Origin of the sequence: Rhodoferax mekongensis (genome assembly GCF_032191775.1) — a bacterium.
GTDB classification, from domain to species: domain Bacteria; phylum Pseudomonadota; class Gammaproteobacteria; order Burkholderiales; family Burkholderiaceae_C; genus Allorhodoferax; species Allorhodoferax mekongensis.
In genome coordinates, this window is the sequence record NZ_CP132507.1 from 3,043,541 (window position 1) to 3,058,631 (window position 15,091).

Annotated in this window: 17 protein-coding genes; 7 read left to right on the plus strand and 10 right to left on the minus strand. The window is 61.9% G+C overall.

Features of this window, described 5'->3' with window-relative positions; genetic code table 11:
- Positions 1 to 6: 6 nt before the first annotated feature.
- The 4 genes from RAN89_RS14500 to RAN89_RS14515 are packed head-to-tail and all read right to left on the minus strand — an operon-like array spanning position 7 to position 4,029.
- Positions 7 to 315, minus strand: coding sequence for a TIGR03790 family protein (locus RAN89_RS14500; RefSeq protein ID WP_313866963.1), 309 nt, complete (start codon positions 313 to 315; stop codon positions 7 to 9).
- Entirely contained in the window at positions 293 to 1,108 is an 816-nt protein-coding gene (locus RAN89_RS14505) for a TIGR03790 family protein (RefSeq protein ID WP_313866964.1), read from the minus strand. The genes RAN89_RS14500 and RAN89_RS14505 overlap by 23 nt, the downstream gene beginning before the upstream one ends.
- Entirely contained in the window at positions 1,092 to 2,858 is a 1,767-nt protein-coding gene (pabB, locus tag RAN89_RS14510) for an aminodeoxychorismate synthase component I (RefSeq protein ID WP_313866965.1), read from the minus strand. The genes RAN89_RS14505 and pabB overlap by 17 nt, the downstream gene beginning before the upstream one ends.
- A gap of 19 nt (positions 2,859 to 2,877) precedes the next feature.
- Positions 2,878 to 4,029 carry a transglutaminase-like domain-containing protein gene (locus RAN89_RS14515; RefSeq protein WP_313866966.1) on the minus strand — a complete coding sequence of 384 codons (1,152 nt, stop codon included), beginning with the start codon at positions 4,027 to 4,029 and terminating at the stop codon, positions 2,878 to 2,880.
- A gap of 149 nt (positions 4,030 to 4,178) precedes the next feature.
- Between RAN89_RS14515 and dinG the strand changes: the two genes are divergently transcribed.
- A complete protein-coding gene (dinG, locus tag RAN89_RS14520; protein ID WP_313866967.1) occupies positions 4,179 to 6,338 on the plus strand; it encodes an ATP-dependent DNA helicase DinG in 2,160 nt (719 codons plus the stop codon).
- 9 nt (positions 6,339 to 6,347) lie between these two features.
- Here the strand turns inward: dinG and RAN89_RS14525 are convergent, their stop codons facing one another.
- The 3 genes from RAN89_RS14525 to RAN89_RS14535 are packed head-to-tail and all read right to left on the minus strand — an operon-like array spanning position 6,348 to position 7,653.
- The gene (locus RAN89_RS14525; protein ID WP_313866968.1) at positions 6,348 to 6,692 is read right to left on the minus strand and encodes a single-stranded DNA-binding protein; all 345 of its coding nucleotides are present in this window, start codon (positions 6,690 to 6,692) and stop codon (positions 6,348 to 6,350) included.
- A gap of 2 nt (positions 6,693 to 6,694) precedes the next feature.
- Positions 6,695 to 7,243: a lipocalin family protein gene (locus tag RAN89_RS14530; protein WP_313866969.1), complete on the minus strand. Its 549-nt coding sequence runs from the start codon at positions 7,241 to 7,243 to the stop codon at positions 6,695 to 6,697.
- A 50-nt stretch (positions 7,244 to 7,293) separates the two neighbouring features.
- On the minus strand, positions 7,294 to 7,653 hold the full coding sequence (locus tag RAN89_RS14535; protein ID WP_313866970.1) for a DUF2237 family protein: 360 nt from the start codon (positions 7,651 to 7,653) through the stop codon (positions 7,294 to 7,296).
- A gap of 133 nt (positions 7,654 to 7,786) precedes the next feature.
- On the opposite strand from RAN89_RS14535, the gene RAN89_RS14540 reads away from it, so the two are divergent.
- From RAN89_RS14540 to RAN89_RS14550, 3 genes are read left to right on the plus strand one after another with little or no spacing between them, the layout of a single operon-like run.
- Positions 7,787 to 7,963: a hypothetical protein gene (locus RAN89_RS14540; RefSeq protein ID WP_313866971.1), complete on the plus strand. Its 177-nt coding sequence runs from the start codon at positions 7,787 to 7,789 to the stop codon at positions 7,961 to 7,963.
- On the plus strand, positions 7,960 to 8,418 hold the full coding sequence (locus RAN89_RS14545; protein ID WP_313866972.1) for a DUF3429 domain-containing protein: 459 nt from the start codon (positions 7,960 to 7,962) through the stop codon (positions 8,416 to 8,418). Before RAN89_RS14540 ends, RAN89_RS14545 begins: the two co-directional genes overlap by 4 nt.
- The gene (locus RAN89_RS14550) at positions 8,415 to 8,663 is read left to right on the plus strand and encodes a TIGR03643 family protein (RefSeq protein ID WP_087494321.1); all 249 of its coding nucleotides are present in this window, start codon (positions 8,415 to 8,417) and stop codon (positions 8,661 to 8,663) included. Before RAN89_RS14545 ends, RAN89_RS14550 begins: the two co-directional genes overlap by 4 nt.
- Before the next feature lie 57 nt (positions 8,664 to 8,720).
- Here the strand turns inward: RAN89_RS14550 and RAN89_RS14555 are convergent, their stop codons facing one another.
- Positions 8,721 to 9,497, minus strand: coding sequence for a ferredoxin--NADP reductase (locus RAN89_RS14555; protein WP_313866973.1), 777 nt, complete (start codon positions 9,495 to 9,497; stop codon positions 8,721 to 8,723).
- A gap of 121 nt (positions 9,498 to 9,618) precedes the next feature.
- Here RAN89_RS14555 and RAN89_RS14560 point away from each other — a divergent pair, with 121 nt between their 5' ends.
- Positions 9,619 to 9,987, plus strand: coding sequence for a thioredoxin family protein (locus tag RAN89_RS14560; RefSeq protein ID WP_313866974.1), 369 nt, complete (start codon positions 9,619 to 9,621; stop codon positions 9,985 to 9,987).
- Here the strand turns inward: RAN89_RS14560 and RAN89_RS14565 are convergent.
- The gene (locus tag RAN89_RS14565; RefSeq protein ID WP_313866975.1) at positions 9,966 to 10,529 is read right to left on the minus strand and encodes a TlpA family protein disulfide reductase; all 564 of its coding nucleotides are present in this window, start codon (positions 10,527 to 10,529) and stop codon (positions 9,966 to 9,968) included. The genes RAN89_RS14560 and RAN89_RS14565 overlap by 22 nt on opposite strands.
- 79 nt (positions 10,530 to 10,608) lie before the next feature.
- Positions 10,609 to 13,260 carry an alanine--tRNA ligase gene (gene alaS / locus RAN89_RS14570; protein ID WP_313866976.1) on the minus strand — a complete coding sequence of 884 codons (2,652 nt, stop codon included), beginning with the start codon at positions 13,258 to 13,260 and terminating at the stop codon, positions 10,609 to 10,611.
- A 143-nt stretch (positions 13,261 to 13,403) separates the two neighbouring features.
- Here alaS and RAN89_RS14575 point away from each other — a divergent pair, with 143 nt between their 5' ends.
- Both RAN89_RS14575 and RAN89_RS14580 read left to right on the plus strand, forming a co-directional pair.
- Positions 13,404 to 14,174 carry a GntR family transcriptional regulator gene (locus RAN89_RS14575; protein WP_313866977.1) on the plus strand — a complete coding sequence of 257 codons (771 nt, stop codon included), beginning with the start codon at positions 13,404 to 13,406 and terminating at the stop codon, positions 14,172 to 14,174.
- On the plus strand, positions 14,171 to 15,085 hold the full coding sequence (locus RAN89_RS14580; protein ID WP_313866978.1) for a dihydrodipicolinate synthase family protein: 915 nt from the start codon (positions 14,171 to 14,173) through the stop codon (positions 15,083 to 15,085). Before RAN89_RS14575 ends, RAN89_RS14580 begins: the two co-directional genes overlap by 4 nt.
- Positions 15,086 to 15,091 lie beyond the last annotated feature (6 nt).

Here is a 15,091-nt window from a genome sequence, read left to right on the forward strand (position 1 = left end):
ATTGGCTTATCGCCCGAAAGGTGCGGCCAGAGGTTCACCGACCAACACCCCTTGCGCCGGCCACGCCACACTGCGCCAATAGGCCTCCAAGGCAGTGGCGCCTTGCAAATAATTCAACAGCAACACTTGGGGGTGGGGAAACTTCTGCCAATGGTTGCAGGGTTCGCTCACCGTGCCGTAGCTGGCAGTGGCGCCAGCTTCCAGCCATTCCAGCGCCGTCATCTGCCCGGATGTGTTGGAGAGCTGGCCACCGAACGATGTCAGGTGGTCTGCCAGGGCACCGGGCAGCCAGTCAATGTTGGCAGGGTTTTCCACCCGCACTGCACCGGTCTGGAGGATCACCAAGCGGCCCGGCAGCTCCCCCTTGTCGGGCTGCACCCTGAGCTGTGCCCCCAGCGGCAGCATGGGGTCCGGCTGACCCATGGATGGCATGGGCGGATACCACGCCGCGCGCAGCATCCGCCGTGCGCAGGAACACCATGCTGGCAGGCGGCACGCCCCGCTTGCCCAGTTGCCGATCAGAGGCCACGCCGCGATCGATCAGCGCTATCCCACTCGCCACGGTTTTGCCAGCCAGCAATATGCTGGGGCGCACCCCAAAATCAGTAAACGGCCGGACGCTGGCTTGGTTGAACAGGACCGACGGGGGACTGGGCGCACAGGTCTGACTGCAAAGCTCAGGCACGAAGCCCAGCGTCAACGCGGACGTGATGGAGTTGCACTCCACGGCATACGGCTGCGTCCAGGCCAGCGCCAAGGCCTGCACCTTAGGCACCATTGCGGATTTGATTTCCAGAGCAAGCGCTTCAAACTCGGCAACATTCAGCGAGGCTTTCACCGGCATGGCCAGACGCAGCACTTGCTCAGCGGGTATGCCGCGCTGACGGGCATAGTGCTCACCCACGGCCACGGAGTAGGGGTCGTTGATGTTGATGACCAGCCCGATGTCTGCGGCGCCTAAATGCCCACCCACCCTTGGCACGCTAATCCACACCGGTTTGGCAGGCGAAACGCTTTGCGCCGCCACGGGGCCCAACATCGCGAAAAGCGCAAGGCTGGCACAGACTGCCAGTCGCCCCAATGCTTTCAGGTCAAACCAGTTGCGCATCCAGCCAGCCCCGCAGGCTGTTGATGAAAGCCATGCCCTGCACTTGCGGCAGCTGCTCCACCCGCACCACCTGCTCTTTCAATCGTCCCTGTGCCAGCAGCACCTCGCGGCCCACGCCGGGCAACATGCCGCAGGACAAGGGTGGCGTGACCCACTGCCCGTCAAGCAGGAAAGCAATGTTGCCGCGCGTGCACTCGGTCACTTCGCCCTGCGAGTTGAAGAGAATGGTGTCAAAAACTGCCGGGTCGCTCGGCGTGAAGGCGTCGTAATGGGCGCGGCGGGTAGTCTTGAAACGCACGAACTCGCCATGCGCCTCCTCCAACGGACGATCGGCCAGTTGCAGCATCACCGGCACGGGTGTATCTGCCAGCGCAAACGCTTGGGCCGTGCATTGACCATCCGGCCGCAAGAGCACGCGCACACGCCACGCGCCAGCGGGATGTGATTGCACCACCCCAGCCACGGCCTGCAGGACCTGCCCCTCATTCCACACAAAGCCAAAGTGGGCTGCCGCCTCTGCCATGCGTCGCAAATGCAAGGCCTGGTTGAGCACTACGCCATCGCGGAGTGCCATGGTTTCCAGCAACTCAAAGGGCTGGCTGGCCCGCTCCAGAAACATGCGCTTGCTGCGCCATTCCTGCCATTCGCCCTCGGCTTGCGCGTCAAAAGTAATGCCACTACCAATACCGCAACGCGCCTCGCCGCCACGCACTGTGACGGTACGAATGGGCACATTGAAGGTCGTATGGCCACCCGGGCGCACCACGCCCACCGCGCCGCAATACACCCCGCGCGCATCCGGCTCCAGTGCCCTGATCTGGCGCATGGCCTGTACCTTGGGCGCACCAGTCACCGAGCCACAGGGAAACAGCGCTGCAAACAAGTCCCACAGGCGGGTGCCTTCGCGGGTGGTGGCGACCACGTCCGAGGTCATCTGCCACACCGTGGGCAGCGCCTCCAGATGAAACAGGCGCGGCACCTTGACACTGAAAGGCTGCGCCACACGGGAGAGGTCGTTGCGGATCAAATCCACAATCATCACGTTCTCGGCCAGCTCTTTGGGAGTGCTGCGCAAGCGCTCGGCGTTGGCCGCGTCTTCCTCCGGGGTTGCGCCTCGGGCGGCTGTGCCCTTCATGGGGCGGCTCAAAATGCGCTGACCATCCCAGTCGAAAAACAGCTCCGGCGACACCGACAACACCTGTTCGTCACCGGTATCGATGAAGGCGCCATAGGCTCGCGGCTGTGACCGCCGCAGCGCCGCAAAGTAGGCCCAGGCACTCTCTGCCGAGTTTGATGAAGGCGCAGCTGGAAACGGTGCCTCCAACTGCGCGGTGTAGTTCAACTGGTAAAAGTCACCAGCTGCAATGGCCTCGTGGATGCGCGCCATGTTGGCGTCAAACGCCTCGCGACTGATGCGCGGGGTCCAAGGCACATGCGGCTCCAGCCCTGTGGGCTGCTGCACATCGGCATCCGCCAAGGGCTGCGCGTGCACACCGAACCACGCCAACGGGCCTTCGGCCGCATGGACTTGTAGCGCCGCATCAAAAGCCGGTGCCGCCTCGTAGCGCACATAGCCCACGCACCACAAACCTTGACGGCTCAGTGCATCCACCTGCTCCAGGACGGGCCGCACCTCGGCTAGCGTGCGGGCTACCAGCACCTGCTTCGGCTCACCAAAGGCGAGACGCACCGGGGGCTGGCCTGCGTGGTACGGGTCGCCGAACTCCAGCAGCGCGCGGGGAATCGTCATGGGCAAGCGCGCTGCAGGCTCAAGCTGTCAGTTCCTTGGCACTGATCTGGTACTTGAAGTCGTCCGGCGCATACGAGTCCAGACGTCCTGTCGCAGTTTCTGCCACCGGATACATCAGGAAGCCGAGCTTGGGGCCCTTGGATTGGGGCAGCACCACGTCGTGGGCCACGTTGTAGGCCATCCAGTTGCCTTCCCAGCCGCCGAACAAGCCCTTGTTGACCGGAGCCACCAGCGGGTTGCTGGCGGACTTGATCCATTCCGGCGTTTCCTGGCGCATGACCTTGGCCACGTCGGCGGGGTCCATGCCTACCCAGCCATAGCCTTTGAGGTAAACCTCGGCACGGCAGTGCTGTGCGCCTTTGAGGCTGGCAGAGTTGCCACCCAGCTCGCGGTAGCCGAAAGCGCTGGGTGCCACGCGCAAACCATATACATCGCGCGCAGGCACGCCGGCTGCGCGGCACAAACCTACAAACAAAGCATTCAAATCGGCGCACTTGCCGCCGAGATTGTTGGTCTCCAGCATGGTCTTGATGTCGCCCTCACCACATCCGCGTACCTTGGGCTCGCGGTAAGTGTTGGTCACGATCCAGTCGTAAATCTTTTGCACTTTCTCTACATCGGTCTTTGCGCCGCGGGTAGCTTCCTGCGCGGTGGTGCGCACGATGCCGTCCAGCGGCAACAAATCAGTAGGCTGGGTCCAGTACTTCAGGGTGGCGGCATCTTCGGCCACGGCGGTCTTCAGGCTCCAGTCCTGGGCGCGGCTTCGGGTGCGAATGCGGCTGGTCAGCTCCACAAAGGGCTTGGCCTGGTCGGCGGCAAAGTCCACAAACAGCATGCGGGCACCGGTGGCGTTGTCGTCTTCCATGCGGGCGCTGCCGTTGCTGGAGTAGCTGCTCTCCAGCGATTGCTGCCACTCGCTGTTGATGGAGGGCACGGGCAACCACAAGCGGGTAGCGCCTTGGGGCTTGGCAATATCGACCCGCGTGGTCACCTCAAAGGTGCGCCATTCGGCAGGTTTGGGGCTGAACTGACGGTCTACTGCCGGAGCAGTTTGTGCAAAATTGATAGCAGGCAGCGCACATCCGGCGAGCGCTACAGCCGAATTCTTCATAAATTGGCGGCGTGCGGCCGGGTTTTGCTTGCCTGCGGCAGTCTGGCTTTGATGTGTCATGCTGAAATCCCCGGGAGAATGATCTGGCCGTGAAGTGCGCAAAGAGGCGGCGGCTGAACAACGGCGAAGGCGCGATTATCCCTTGCTGCCTGTATATTCACCCCTCCCCCTCTTTCCCGACCCTGCAACGGCACCTGGCCGTCATCCCATTGAGCTCCGATTTTTCCTCCCTGCCCCCTGCCAACGCCGCCCTGGCACAGCACGCCCTGCGTGCCTTTGAGCAGGTGGTGGGCAGCACCAGCGGCTTCAGGCGTCGCGCCGGTCAGCACCAGATGGCCGAGGCCGTGGCCGCCACCCTGGCGCAGGCCGACATCGGCGAGCACCCCAACCCCACCAAAGCCATTGCGGTCATCCAGGCCGGTACTGGTGTGGGTAAAAGTGCGGCCTATGCCAGCACCGCGATTGCCATGGCGCTGGAGCGCAAGACGCGCGTGATCATCAGCACCGCCACCGTGGCCTTGCAAGAGCAACTGATGACCAAAGACCTGCCCGCCTTGGCACGCAGCATGGACCAGCCCTTTGCCTACGCACTGGCCAAGGGCCGCGGGCGTTATGTGTGCAAGGTGAAGTTGGAGCGGCTGGTGGGCAGCGGCGCGGCCGAAGACGATTTGTTTGACGATGACTTGCCACAGCCCAAGGTGAGCGCCCTCTCGCAAGAGGCCATTGAAGAACGCCGCCAAGCCCTGTATGAGGGCATGGCCCACAAGCTGGCTGTGGCCAGTTGGGACGGCGACCGCGACAACCTGGCCGACACGCCGGACCCACGCGACTGGTCAGCCGTGGCCGCCGAGCGCCACACTTGCACCGCGCGCCATTGCCCGCGCTACAAAGAGTGCAGCTACTACAACGCGCGCACCAAGCTGGCGGAGGCCAATGTCATCGTGGCCAATCACGACCTGGTGTTGGCGTCCTTGGGCATGAAAACCCTGCCCGACCTGGACAACTGCCTGGTGGTGTTTGACGAAGGCCACCACCTGCCAGCCGTCGCGCTCGACCAGTTCTCCAGCGCCATGGACCTGTCCAACCTGCGCTGGCTCGACAAGTTGCCCAAAACGATGACCGAGGTCGCCGGCAAATTGGCCCTGCACTTGGGCGAAGACGTGCAGACAGTGACCAGCCAGCTCAAGGGCGCCCTCACCTCCGTGGCCCGCATGGCCATGGACTTGGTGTGGGCCCACACCGGCCAGGACGCCCACGGCAGCGGAAAAGACGGCACGCTGCGCTTTGCCCATGGGGTGCTGCCCGAAGCGCTGCACGAGCCGGTGCGTCAGATTCAAGCACAGGCCACCGGCCTCTCCAAAGCGCTGGAAGCACTGGGCGTCGACGTGAAAGCCATCGCCAAAGACGACCCCAGCCAGGCGGTGCTGTGCGCGCAGCTTTATGCCCAGCTGGGCGGCATTGCGCCGCGCCTGGGCAGCCTGGTGAGCACGGCGAACCTGTTGCTGGAACACGGTGACCAGCCACTGGCCAAGTGGATGCAAGCCGAGAGTGAGAGCGGCTATCTGACCATGACCGCCCATGCCTGCCCCATCGTGCCCGGCGACTTGCTACGCCAGTTTTTGTGGAGCCAGGTGCGCGGCGCCATCGTCACCAGCGCCTCGCTCACCAGCTGCGGCAGCTTTGACTACTTTTTGAAAGAGGCAGGACTTGCCAACAAGGACTACGTGACCGCCTTGGAAGTGGCCAGTCCCTTTAACTACGCCAAACAGGGCAGCCTGACGGTGGTACAAACCCAGACAGATCCCAAGCACGCAGATGCCTACACCGCTGAAATGGTGCGCGCGCTCATGCAAGACATCGAGCAAGTCAAGCGTGGCGCGCTGGTGCTCTTCACCAGCCGCGCCCAGATGCGCACTGCCACCGAGGCTGTGCCCGGCCACATGATGGACATGGTGCTGGTGCAAGGCACGCAGTCCCGCACGCGGCTGCTGGCTGCACACGCCGAACGGGTGGAGAGCGGTTTACCCTCGGTGCTGTTCGGCCTGCAGAGCTTTGGCGAAGGACTGGATTTGCCCGGCGCGCTATGCGAAACAGTGTTCATCGCGAAGCTCCCTTTCGCACCGCCTAGTGACCCGGTGGACGAGGCGCGTGCCGAGTGGCTGCGCAGCGTAGGCCGCGATCCGTTCAACGAACTGGTCATCCCCGCCACCGGCGTGAAACTGCTGCAATGGACGGGCCGCGCCATCCGCACGGAGGAAGATCGCGCACAAGTCATCTGCTATGACAAGCGGCTCACGCAAACCGGCTACGGAAAGCGGATGTTGGCAGGTTTGCCTGCTTACAAGTTGGGAACGCGGACTTCTATTTAAAAGCCTGTATCACCGCGCACCTATCTCCGGTGCGGCAACCGCGTGCTGTTTACGTACCGCGTGGTAGGAGGTAAGCACCTGCGTGGCCACCATGTCCAGTGCGGGTCGCGTATTGCCTTGTTTATCGGTCCAAACCTTGGGTGTCAGTGCCCCTGCCAATGCGACAGCATCGCCATCGTCCAAGGCCATCAACGCGGCGCTGGCCTCAGCGGCGAAGGCAATCACGTTCACGATCAAGTTTTCGCCATCGCCTGCGGTGGCTTTGACTTTGGCCAGCGCGAAGCTGCTGCCGTTTTTGCCCTGACGGGTTTCTGCCAAGCCCACCAAGTGCCCTGCAATCAGTCCATCGATCATGCTCACTCCTGCGGGCTGGGTTCCAAACGCTTCACATCGAAACCTTGCTGGGCCAGGCGTGCGAGCAAGGCTTGGTAAGCCACTGATTCAACTTTGGGGGTGCGCGACAGAACCCACAAATACTCGCGCTGCGGCTCGCTGACGGCGACCAGCTGGTACTGCGGGTCCAGATCGATGACCCAGTAGTTCCCCCACACCATCGGCAAAAACGACAACCATGCTGGCGCAAAACGCACCTGCAGTTTGGGTGAGGTGGCGGGGCCGATTTGTCGGGCGGCACCCAGCGCCTCGGTGCTTTGTCCATCCGCCATGATGCAGCGGTTGAGCACTTGCACCGTACCGTCTGGCAGGGCCTGGTATTCCGCACGGGTATTGCGAGCGCACTTTTTTTGGAAGCTGTTGGGGTACTTGGCAATCTCGTACCAAGTACCCATGTAGCGCTGCACGTCCAGCGTCGCGATGGTCTGCAAGGCTGGCTGTTCCGCATAGACCCAGGCGGAGCAAGTCGCCCACAATGCACCCAAGCACAGCAATAGAAGTTTGTTTTTCATGTGGCAGTATGCACCGGCACGCAAGCCTTGCCGTGCGGTGGCGCAGGGCTTTACAAGGCGTATTCCTTCAGCTGCTCCAGGCTCACCCGCTCCAGCGCCTTGGCGTGCGTGGCCTCCAGGTGCACCGGCGGCGCCACGCCGGCCTGCAAGGCCTCCAGCCAACGGTTCACACAGAGACACCAGCGATCACCGGGGCGAAGACCCACAAAGCGATACTCCGGCCGAGGGGTAACGAGGTCATTTCCACGCTGCAGCGAATAGGCGAGAAAGTCCGCCGTCACCTTGGCGCACACCACGTGGGTGCCGTGGTCATGCGCATCGGTATTGCAGCACCCGTCACGGAAATAGCCGGTGAGCGGATCATACGAGCAGGCCTGCAAAGCAGTGCCTAAAACATTGAGTGCGGGCATGGTGAACTGGCTTTCTGTAGTCAGGAAAAAGGCCCGCGTGCACACGGGCGGAGCTGATTCCATCAAAATCTGGGCAACGGATGCTGCCACAGCGGCAAGCGCCTTTGTTTCACACGGATATTCAGGACGCCCCATGGAAGAAGACGAACGCTGCTGCGGTACCGGCACCTGCATCATCAACGCGGAAGGCCTGTGCTGGTGCGGCCAGCAATGGAACGGCACCATGATGTGCCGCCCGACGCCCGAAATTGACAAAACCATGACGGCCCAACCGGTCGATACAGAAGACGCGGCGGGCGACGCACCATGAGTACCCCACTCACATCGTCCCCCACAGGTACTCCCCTGCCCCGATGGGCCGCCCGACTGGGATACGCCGGACTGATCCCGTTTGTGGCGCTGGCTGCAGCGGCATGGTTGGCTCCGGCCGCGCATCGTGCGCAGGCGGCCTTTGCCTTGTTGGCCTATGGCGCCACTATCGCGAGTTTTCTGGGCGCTATCCACTGGGGCCTGGCAATGCGCGGGCCACTCACACCTCAACCCGGGCCCTTTGTGTGGGGCGTGTTTCCCAGTCTGGTGGCTTGGGTCGCTTTGCTGCTGCCCCTTTCCCAAGGACTGGTGACCATGGCGCTGTTGCTGGGCATATGCCTGGCGGTAGACCGGCGCAGCTACCCGGCCTACGGCTTGGGCGATTGGCTGGGCATGCGCTTGCACCTCACGGTGGTAGCGGCGCTGTGCATGTTGGCCGGGAGCATGGCTGCATGACGCTCACAGACGCCGATGTGTCGCGCATTGTCGAAATGGCCTGGGAAGACCGTACGCCATTTGAATCCATCGAAATGCAATTCGGCTTGAATGAATCCGGTGTCATCGCGCTGATGCGTTCACACATGAAGGCCAGCTCTTTCCGTATGTGGCGCAAACGCATGGCAGGACGGGTTACCAAACACCGCGCCCTACGCTCACCCGAGGTGCAGCGGCACCGGGCCAGTCACACCCGGCAGGCATAAAAAAAGGCCTGCAAGCAGGCCTTTCCATGACGAGGCGGCTCTTGAGAGCCCCTGCATTTATTGCTCTACAAATGCGCGCTCCACCACGTAGTCGCCGGGTGTGGTGGTGTTGCCTTCCTTGAAGCCCTTGGCGTCCAGAATTTCGCGCATGTCTTTGTTCAGACCGGGGCTGCCGCAGATCATGATGCGGTCGGTGGCCGGGTCCAGCGGGGGCAGGCCCAAGTCTTCAGGCAGCTTGCCGGACTCGATCAAGGTGGTGATACGGCCCTGATGCTCAAACGCCTCGCGGGTCACCGTGGGGTAGTACAGCATCTGGTTCGTGACCATCTCACCCAGGAATTCGTGCTTGGGCAACTCGTTCTTGAAATAGTCGTAGTACGCCAGTTCATTCACCTCGCGCACGCCGTGGACCACGATGACTTTTTCGTACTTTTCGTACGTCTCGGGGTCCCGCGCCACGCTCAAGAACGGCGCCAAGCCGGTGCCGCTGCCCAAGAGGTACAGGTTTTTGCCGGGCAAGAGGTAATCAATCAGCAAGGTGCCGGTGGGCTTGCGGCCCACCACAATCTTGTCGCCCACCTTGATGTGCTGGAGCTTGGAAGTCAAAGGACCGTCCTGCACCTTGATGCTCAAGAATTCGAGGTGTTCTTCGTAGTTGGCGCTGACGATGGAATACGCGCGCAGCAGCGGCTTGCCGTTGTCTTGCATCAAGCCGATCATGGTGAAGTGACCGTTGGAAAAGCGCAGCGCAGGGTCACGCGTGGTGGTGAAGCTGAACAAACGGTCTGTCCAGTGGTGTACGCTTAAAACTGTTTCTTCCAGAAATGCACTCATGGGGGCCTTGCTTGAGGGTCAAACTGTGGAGCACCACTCAGGCCACAAAGGCCTAGGGCGAAACCCTATATTGTAAAACTTCATACCCCTGAAGCCCGTTATATCGATATTGATTTGAGTCATGAGCCCGCACCTGTCCGCTTCCGCTGAATCCGCCACCGCTCCGCTGCTGGTTGCCTGTCTGTGTGCCCAATGGTGCGGCACCTGCAAGGACTACCAGCCCCTGTTCACCGCGCTGCAAGCGGAGTTCCCCGGCGCGCGCATGCAGTGGGTGGATGTGGAAGATGAGGCCGATCTGGTGGACCCGATTGAGGTGGAAAACTTCCCCACCCTCTTGATTGCCCAAGGTGAACGCGCTACCTTTTTTGGCACCGTGACGCCCCACTTGGAGACGCTGCGCCGCCTGATTCAATCCAGTGCGGCCGATGGGGCGCCTACTGTGCGGGACGCCGAAGTACAAGCTCTGGTTCAGCGCTTGGGAGTGCGCTGAGGCTCTGCTCTCAACAAGGGGCGCCACAGGGTCTCGCCTTCGGCACCCGCCCAATCCAGCGCCCCTCGCACCACACTGCGGACTTGGCCTGCGGGGTCCACCAACACCGTGGATGGGTAAATCTTGATGCCCCAAGCGCGCGCAGTGTCGCCTAGCGGGTCGCGCAGTACGGGCAAGGTCAGAACGGTGGACTGCACAAAGCGCGCTATAGCCTCCGGGCTTTCCTTGAGGTTGATGGTCAACACAACCAATTGCGCTTTCTCGCGCTCGGCCAACGCCTGGAGCGAGGGCATTTCGGCCCGGCAGGGTTCGCACCAACTGGCCCAGAAGTTGACCAACACCACTTTGCCCCGCAACGCCTGAAGCGACACCGCTTGGCCGGTCATATCGGTCGCGGGAAACGCTGGCGCCGCGCGACCGCGCGGCCACGGCTGGAGGTCAAAGCCTGGGCTGGAGGATTCTGCGGCAGCTTGGGCTGCGGGCATCCACCACGCCGCGAGAGCAGCCAGTGCGTGACGTCGACTCCAAATTGATTTGGGCATAAAAAGAGCCGCTGACGCCCATGAAATGTGCGCGAGCAGCTCCTGTATTGATAGCAATTATGCGGTTAACGCTCTGCCATCACAGCTTGGCACTTACCCAGGCTTGCACACTGGCCAGCGCGCCGGCCAGCTTGGCAGGCTCGGTGCCACCGGCCATGGCAATGTCGGCCTTGCCGCCGCCCTTGCCACCTACTTGACTTGCGACAAAATTGGCCAATTCACCGGCTTTGACCTTGGCAGTCGTGTCATTGGTCACGCCGGCTGCGATCTGCACCTTGTCGCCATCGACAGCGCCCAGCACGATGACAGCAGTCTTGAGCTTGTCCTTGAGCTTGTCCATGGTGTCGCGCAAGGTCTTGGCGTCCGCGCCTTCGAGCTTGGCGGCCAGCACCTTCACGCCGTTCACGTCTACCGCGCTGCTCACCAGCTCGTCGCCCTGTGCGGAAGCCAACTTGCCCTTGAGTGCTGCAACTTCTTTCTCCAGCGCCTTGACCTGGTCCACCATCTGGCCCAGGCGGTTGCCCAACTCAGCCACGGGTGTCTTGAGCGTTGCCGCAGCGGCGCCCACCGTGTCTTCCAGGTCTTGCAGATAGTGCAGTGCGTTGGCACCTGTCACTGCCTCAATGCGGCGCACACCAGCGGCCACACCGCCTTCGCCCACCACCTTGAACAAGCCGATGTCTCCAGTGGCATGAACGTGGGTGCCGCCGCAGAGCTCGCGGCTGGAGCCGATGTCGAGCACGCGCACGGTTTCACCGTATTTCTCTCCGAACAACATCATGGCGCCGGTCTTCTGGGCAGACTCAATGTCCATCACGCGCGCTTGTGCTGCGGCATTGGCCAGCACTTCGGCGTTCACTTTCGCTTCAATCTGGCGAATTTGCTCGGCCGTCACAGGCGCGTTGTGTGCAAAGTCAAAACGGGTGCGCTCGGCATTCACCAGCGAACCCTTTTGCTGCACATGCTCGCCCAGCACTTCACGCAGGGCTTTGTGCATCAGGTGGGTGGCGCTGTGGTTGCGCACCGTGGCGGCGCGCTTGGCGGCGTCCACATGAGCAGTCACGGCATCGCCCACGCGCAAAACGCCGGTCTTCAGCGTGCCATGGTGGCCGAACACATCGGCCTTGATTTTCTGGGTATCGCCCACTTCAAACAAGCCAGCATCCGAGAACACCGCGCCCTCATCGCCCACCTGGCCGCCGCTCTCTGCGTAGAACGGTGTGGTGTCCAGCACCAGCACGCCGTCTTGACCGGCCTTCAGCTCGCTAACCGCCGTACCGTCTGCGTAGAGCGCTACGATTTTTGCAGCTTGGGTCAGATGCTCGTAACCTACAAAAGTGTTGCCTGCGCCGGTGTACTCCAGCGCCTTGTCCATCTTGAACTTGCCCGCTGCACGGCCCTTGGCCTTTTGCTGCTCCATGGCGGCGGCAAAACCGGCGCTGTCCACTTCAACACCGTTTTCGCGGCACACGTCGGCCGACAAATCGAGCGGGAAACCATAGGTGTCGTGCAACTTGAAGGCCACCTCACCGGGCAGCACTTTCACGCCGCCAGTCAAGGCTTCGTCCAGGATCTGCATGCCGGTGGCCAGGGTCTCAAAAAAGCGCTCTTCTTCGACGCGCAGCACTTCGGTGATGCGGGCCTCTTGCGATGCCATGTTGGGGTAGGCCGCGCCCATGACCTGCACCAAGTCTTTGACCAGCTTGTGGAAGAACGGGGTCTTCTGGCCCAGCTTGTAGCCGTGGCGGATGGCGCGGCGCACGATGCGGCGCTGCACGTAGCCCCGACCTTCGTTGCTCGGGATCACACCGTCACTCACCAGGAACGCAGTGGCGCGGATGTGGTCGGCAATCACGCGCAGGGATTTGTTGCTCAGGTCCGTGCAGCCGGTTTCGCGGGCAGCGGCTTTGATCAGGGTGTCGAACAAGTCGATTTCATAGTTGCTGTGCACGTGCTGCAGGATGGCAGCCAGGCGCTCCAGGCCCATGCCGGTGTCCACGCAGGGCGCAGGCAGCGGGGTCACCGCGCCGGTCTCGTCCATGTTGAACTGCATGAACACGTTGTTCCAGATCTCGATGAAGCGGTCGCCGTCTTCGTCAGGGCTGCCGGGGGGGCCGCCTGGGATGTGGGCGCCGTGGTCGTAGAAGATTTCCGAGCAGGGGCCGCAAGGGCCGGTGTCAGCCATCATCCAGAAGTTATCGCTCTTGTAGCGGCCACCCTTGTTATCGCCGATGCGGATGATGCGTCCCTCTTGCTTAACGCGCTCAGGGGTCCAGCCGGCCTTGACGAAAATGTCTTCCCAAATGGCGTAGGCCTCGTCGTCTTCCAAGTAGACGGTGGCGTACAACTTTTCCGCGGGCAACTTGTAGACGGTGGTCAGCAGTTCCCACGCCCAGTTCAGGCTTTCCTTTTTGAAGTAGTCGCCAAAGCTCCAGTTGCCCAGCATCTCGAAGAAGGTGTGGTGGCGCGCGGTGTAGCCCACGTTTTCCAGATCGTTGTGCTTGCCACCGGCACGCAGGCAGGCCTGCACAGAAGCGGCGCGCACGTAATTGCGCTTGTCGGTGCCCAGAAACACATCCTTGAACTGCACCATGCCCGAGTTGGTGAACATCAGGGTAGGGTCATTGCCCGGTACCAGCGGACTGGACGCCACGACGGTATGCCCCTTGGAGGCAAAGAAGTCGAGGAAGGATTTACGAATGTCGGCAACACTCATTACGGGCTGGGTCATGACGGAATTTCTTCGAGTGGTGGATCAATAGAACCCACTATTATCGCCGCCCCCGCAGATAGACCCGCCACTCCGGATGCGTTGTATTGGTCACGGGTTTATACCGATAGGACTCCGACTGGCCCACAACTAACATGTCAGCTATGAATCAAGTGGTAAACAGCCCTGTCGACGACTCGCTGAGCCAGCGTGCCAAGGCTTACCAAGGTTTCACGCGACAGGTGTTTGAGGGGACCATCCGTGCCGGGCAGTTTGTGTCGCAACGCGAATTGATGACCTTGCTGGATATGCCCTTGGGCGCGGTGCGCGAGATGATTCCCCGCCTGGAAGCTGCTGGCCTTGTCAAAACCGTGCCGCAACGCGGGCTGCAGATTGCCCATGTGGACCTGCGACTGATCCGCAATGCGTTTCAGGTGCGCTCCATGATCGAACGCGAGGCGCTGCTGCACTTTGTGCACACCGCGACCGATGCCGAACTGGAAGCCATTGAAGCCAGCCACCACCGGATATTGGCCCGTGCCGCGGCGCCCGATGCCTTGCAAGACGCCACCCTGCTGGACGAAGCCCAAGCGTTGGACTGGGGCCTGCATGACCGCATGGTGGACGCACTGGGCAATGACATCATTTCCGACCAGTACCGGGTCAACAGCTTGCGGGTGCGACTGATCAAGCTCGAACAAAGCGTGATCACCCCGGGCCGCCTCATTCCAGCCATGCAGGAGCACTTGCGCTTTATCGAAGCGCTACGGGCGCGGGATGGCGCCAAAGCCGCCACCCTGTTGGAGGAACACATTAGTAGCGCCCGCAACCGGGTCATGCATGCCCCGCTGGAGCAAGTGCGCAATGAATGGGGCGTCAGCTCCACCCCCTACTTCGACCCGCTTCCCACCGACAACACCAGGAGACACGTTTGAACCCCGATATCCACGGCCTTTGGCCCGCGCTTTTGCTGCCCGTCACCGCCGACGGCACGCTAGATACCCCACGTGCCTTGGCCCATGCACAACGCATGCTCGAGGCAGGTTGCGATGGCGTGACCCTTTTCGGTACGACGGGCGAGGGCCCGGCATTCACGATGGCTGAGCGCAAAGGCCTGCTGGAAGCCATGTTGGCCCATGGCATCCGTCCCGACCAGATCATTGTGACCACCACTGCGTTGGCACTGGGCGATGCCATCGAACTGGGCCGTCACGCCAGCGGCTTGGGCGTGCACCGTCAGATGCTGATGCCGCCCTTTTTTTTCAATAAACCAAAGGACGCCGGCATCATCGAGGCGGTGTCTCAGGTGGTGCGTGGCATAGGCGACGATGGCTTGAAGTTGCTGCTCTACCATTTCCCCTTCATGAGCACCTTCGGCTTCTCGCACGCAGCCATTGCAGAACTGGTGCGTCGCCACCCCGCACAGGTGATGGGGGTAAAGGACAGCAGTGGAGACCTGGAGCACTCACTCGCATTAGCCCGTGCTTTCCCGGAGTTATCCATTCTGGTTGGGGCCGAGCCCCATGTGGCACCGGTCATGTGCCAAGGTGGCTCGGGCTCCATCAATGGCCTGTCCAACATTGCGCCGCGCCTGATGAAGCGGGTGATGAGCGCACCCGACAAGGTCAGCCAGACGGATGAGCAACTCATTCTTGATTTGCTCAAGCTGCTATCCGTCAAGCCCGGCATGCCCTTTGTGGGCGTCTACAAGGCCATGCTTGCAGAGCAGTCCGGCGACGATGCGTGGCTGACCATGCGCGCCCCTTTGAGCCCCTTGGATAACACCGAGTTACAAACCGTTCGCAACGGTTATCGTGCACTGGGTGCCGCATTGAGCCACCTGTAAACACCA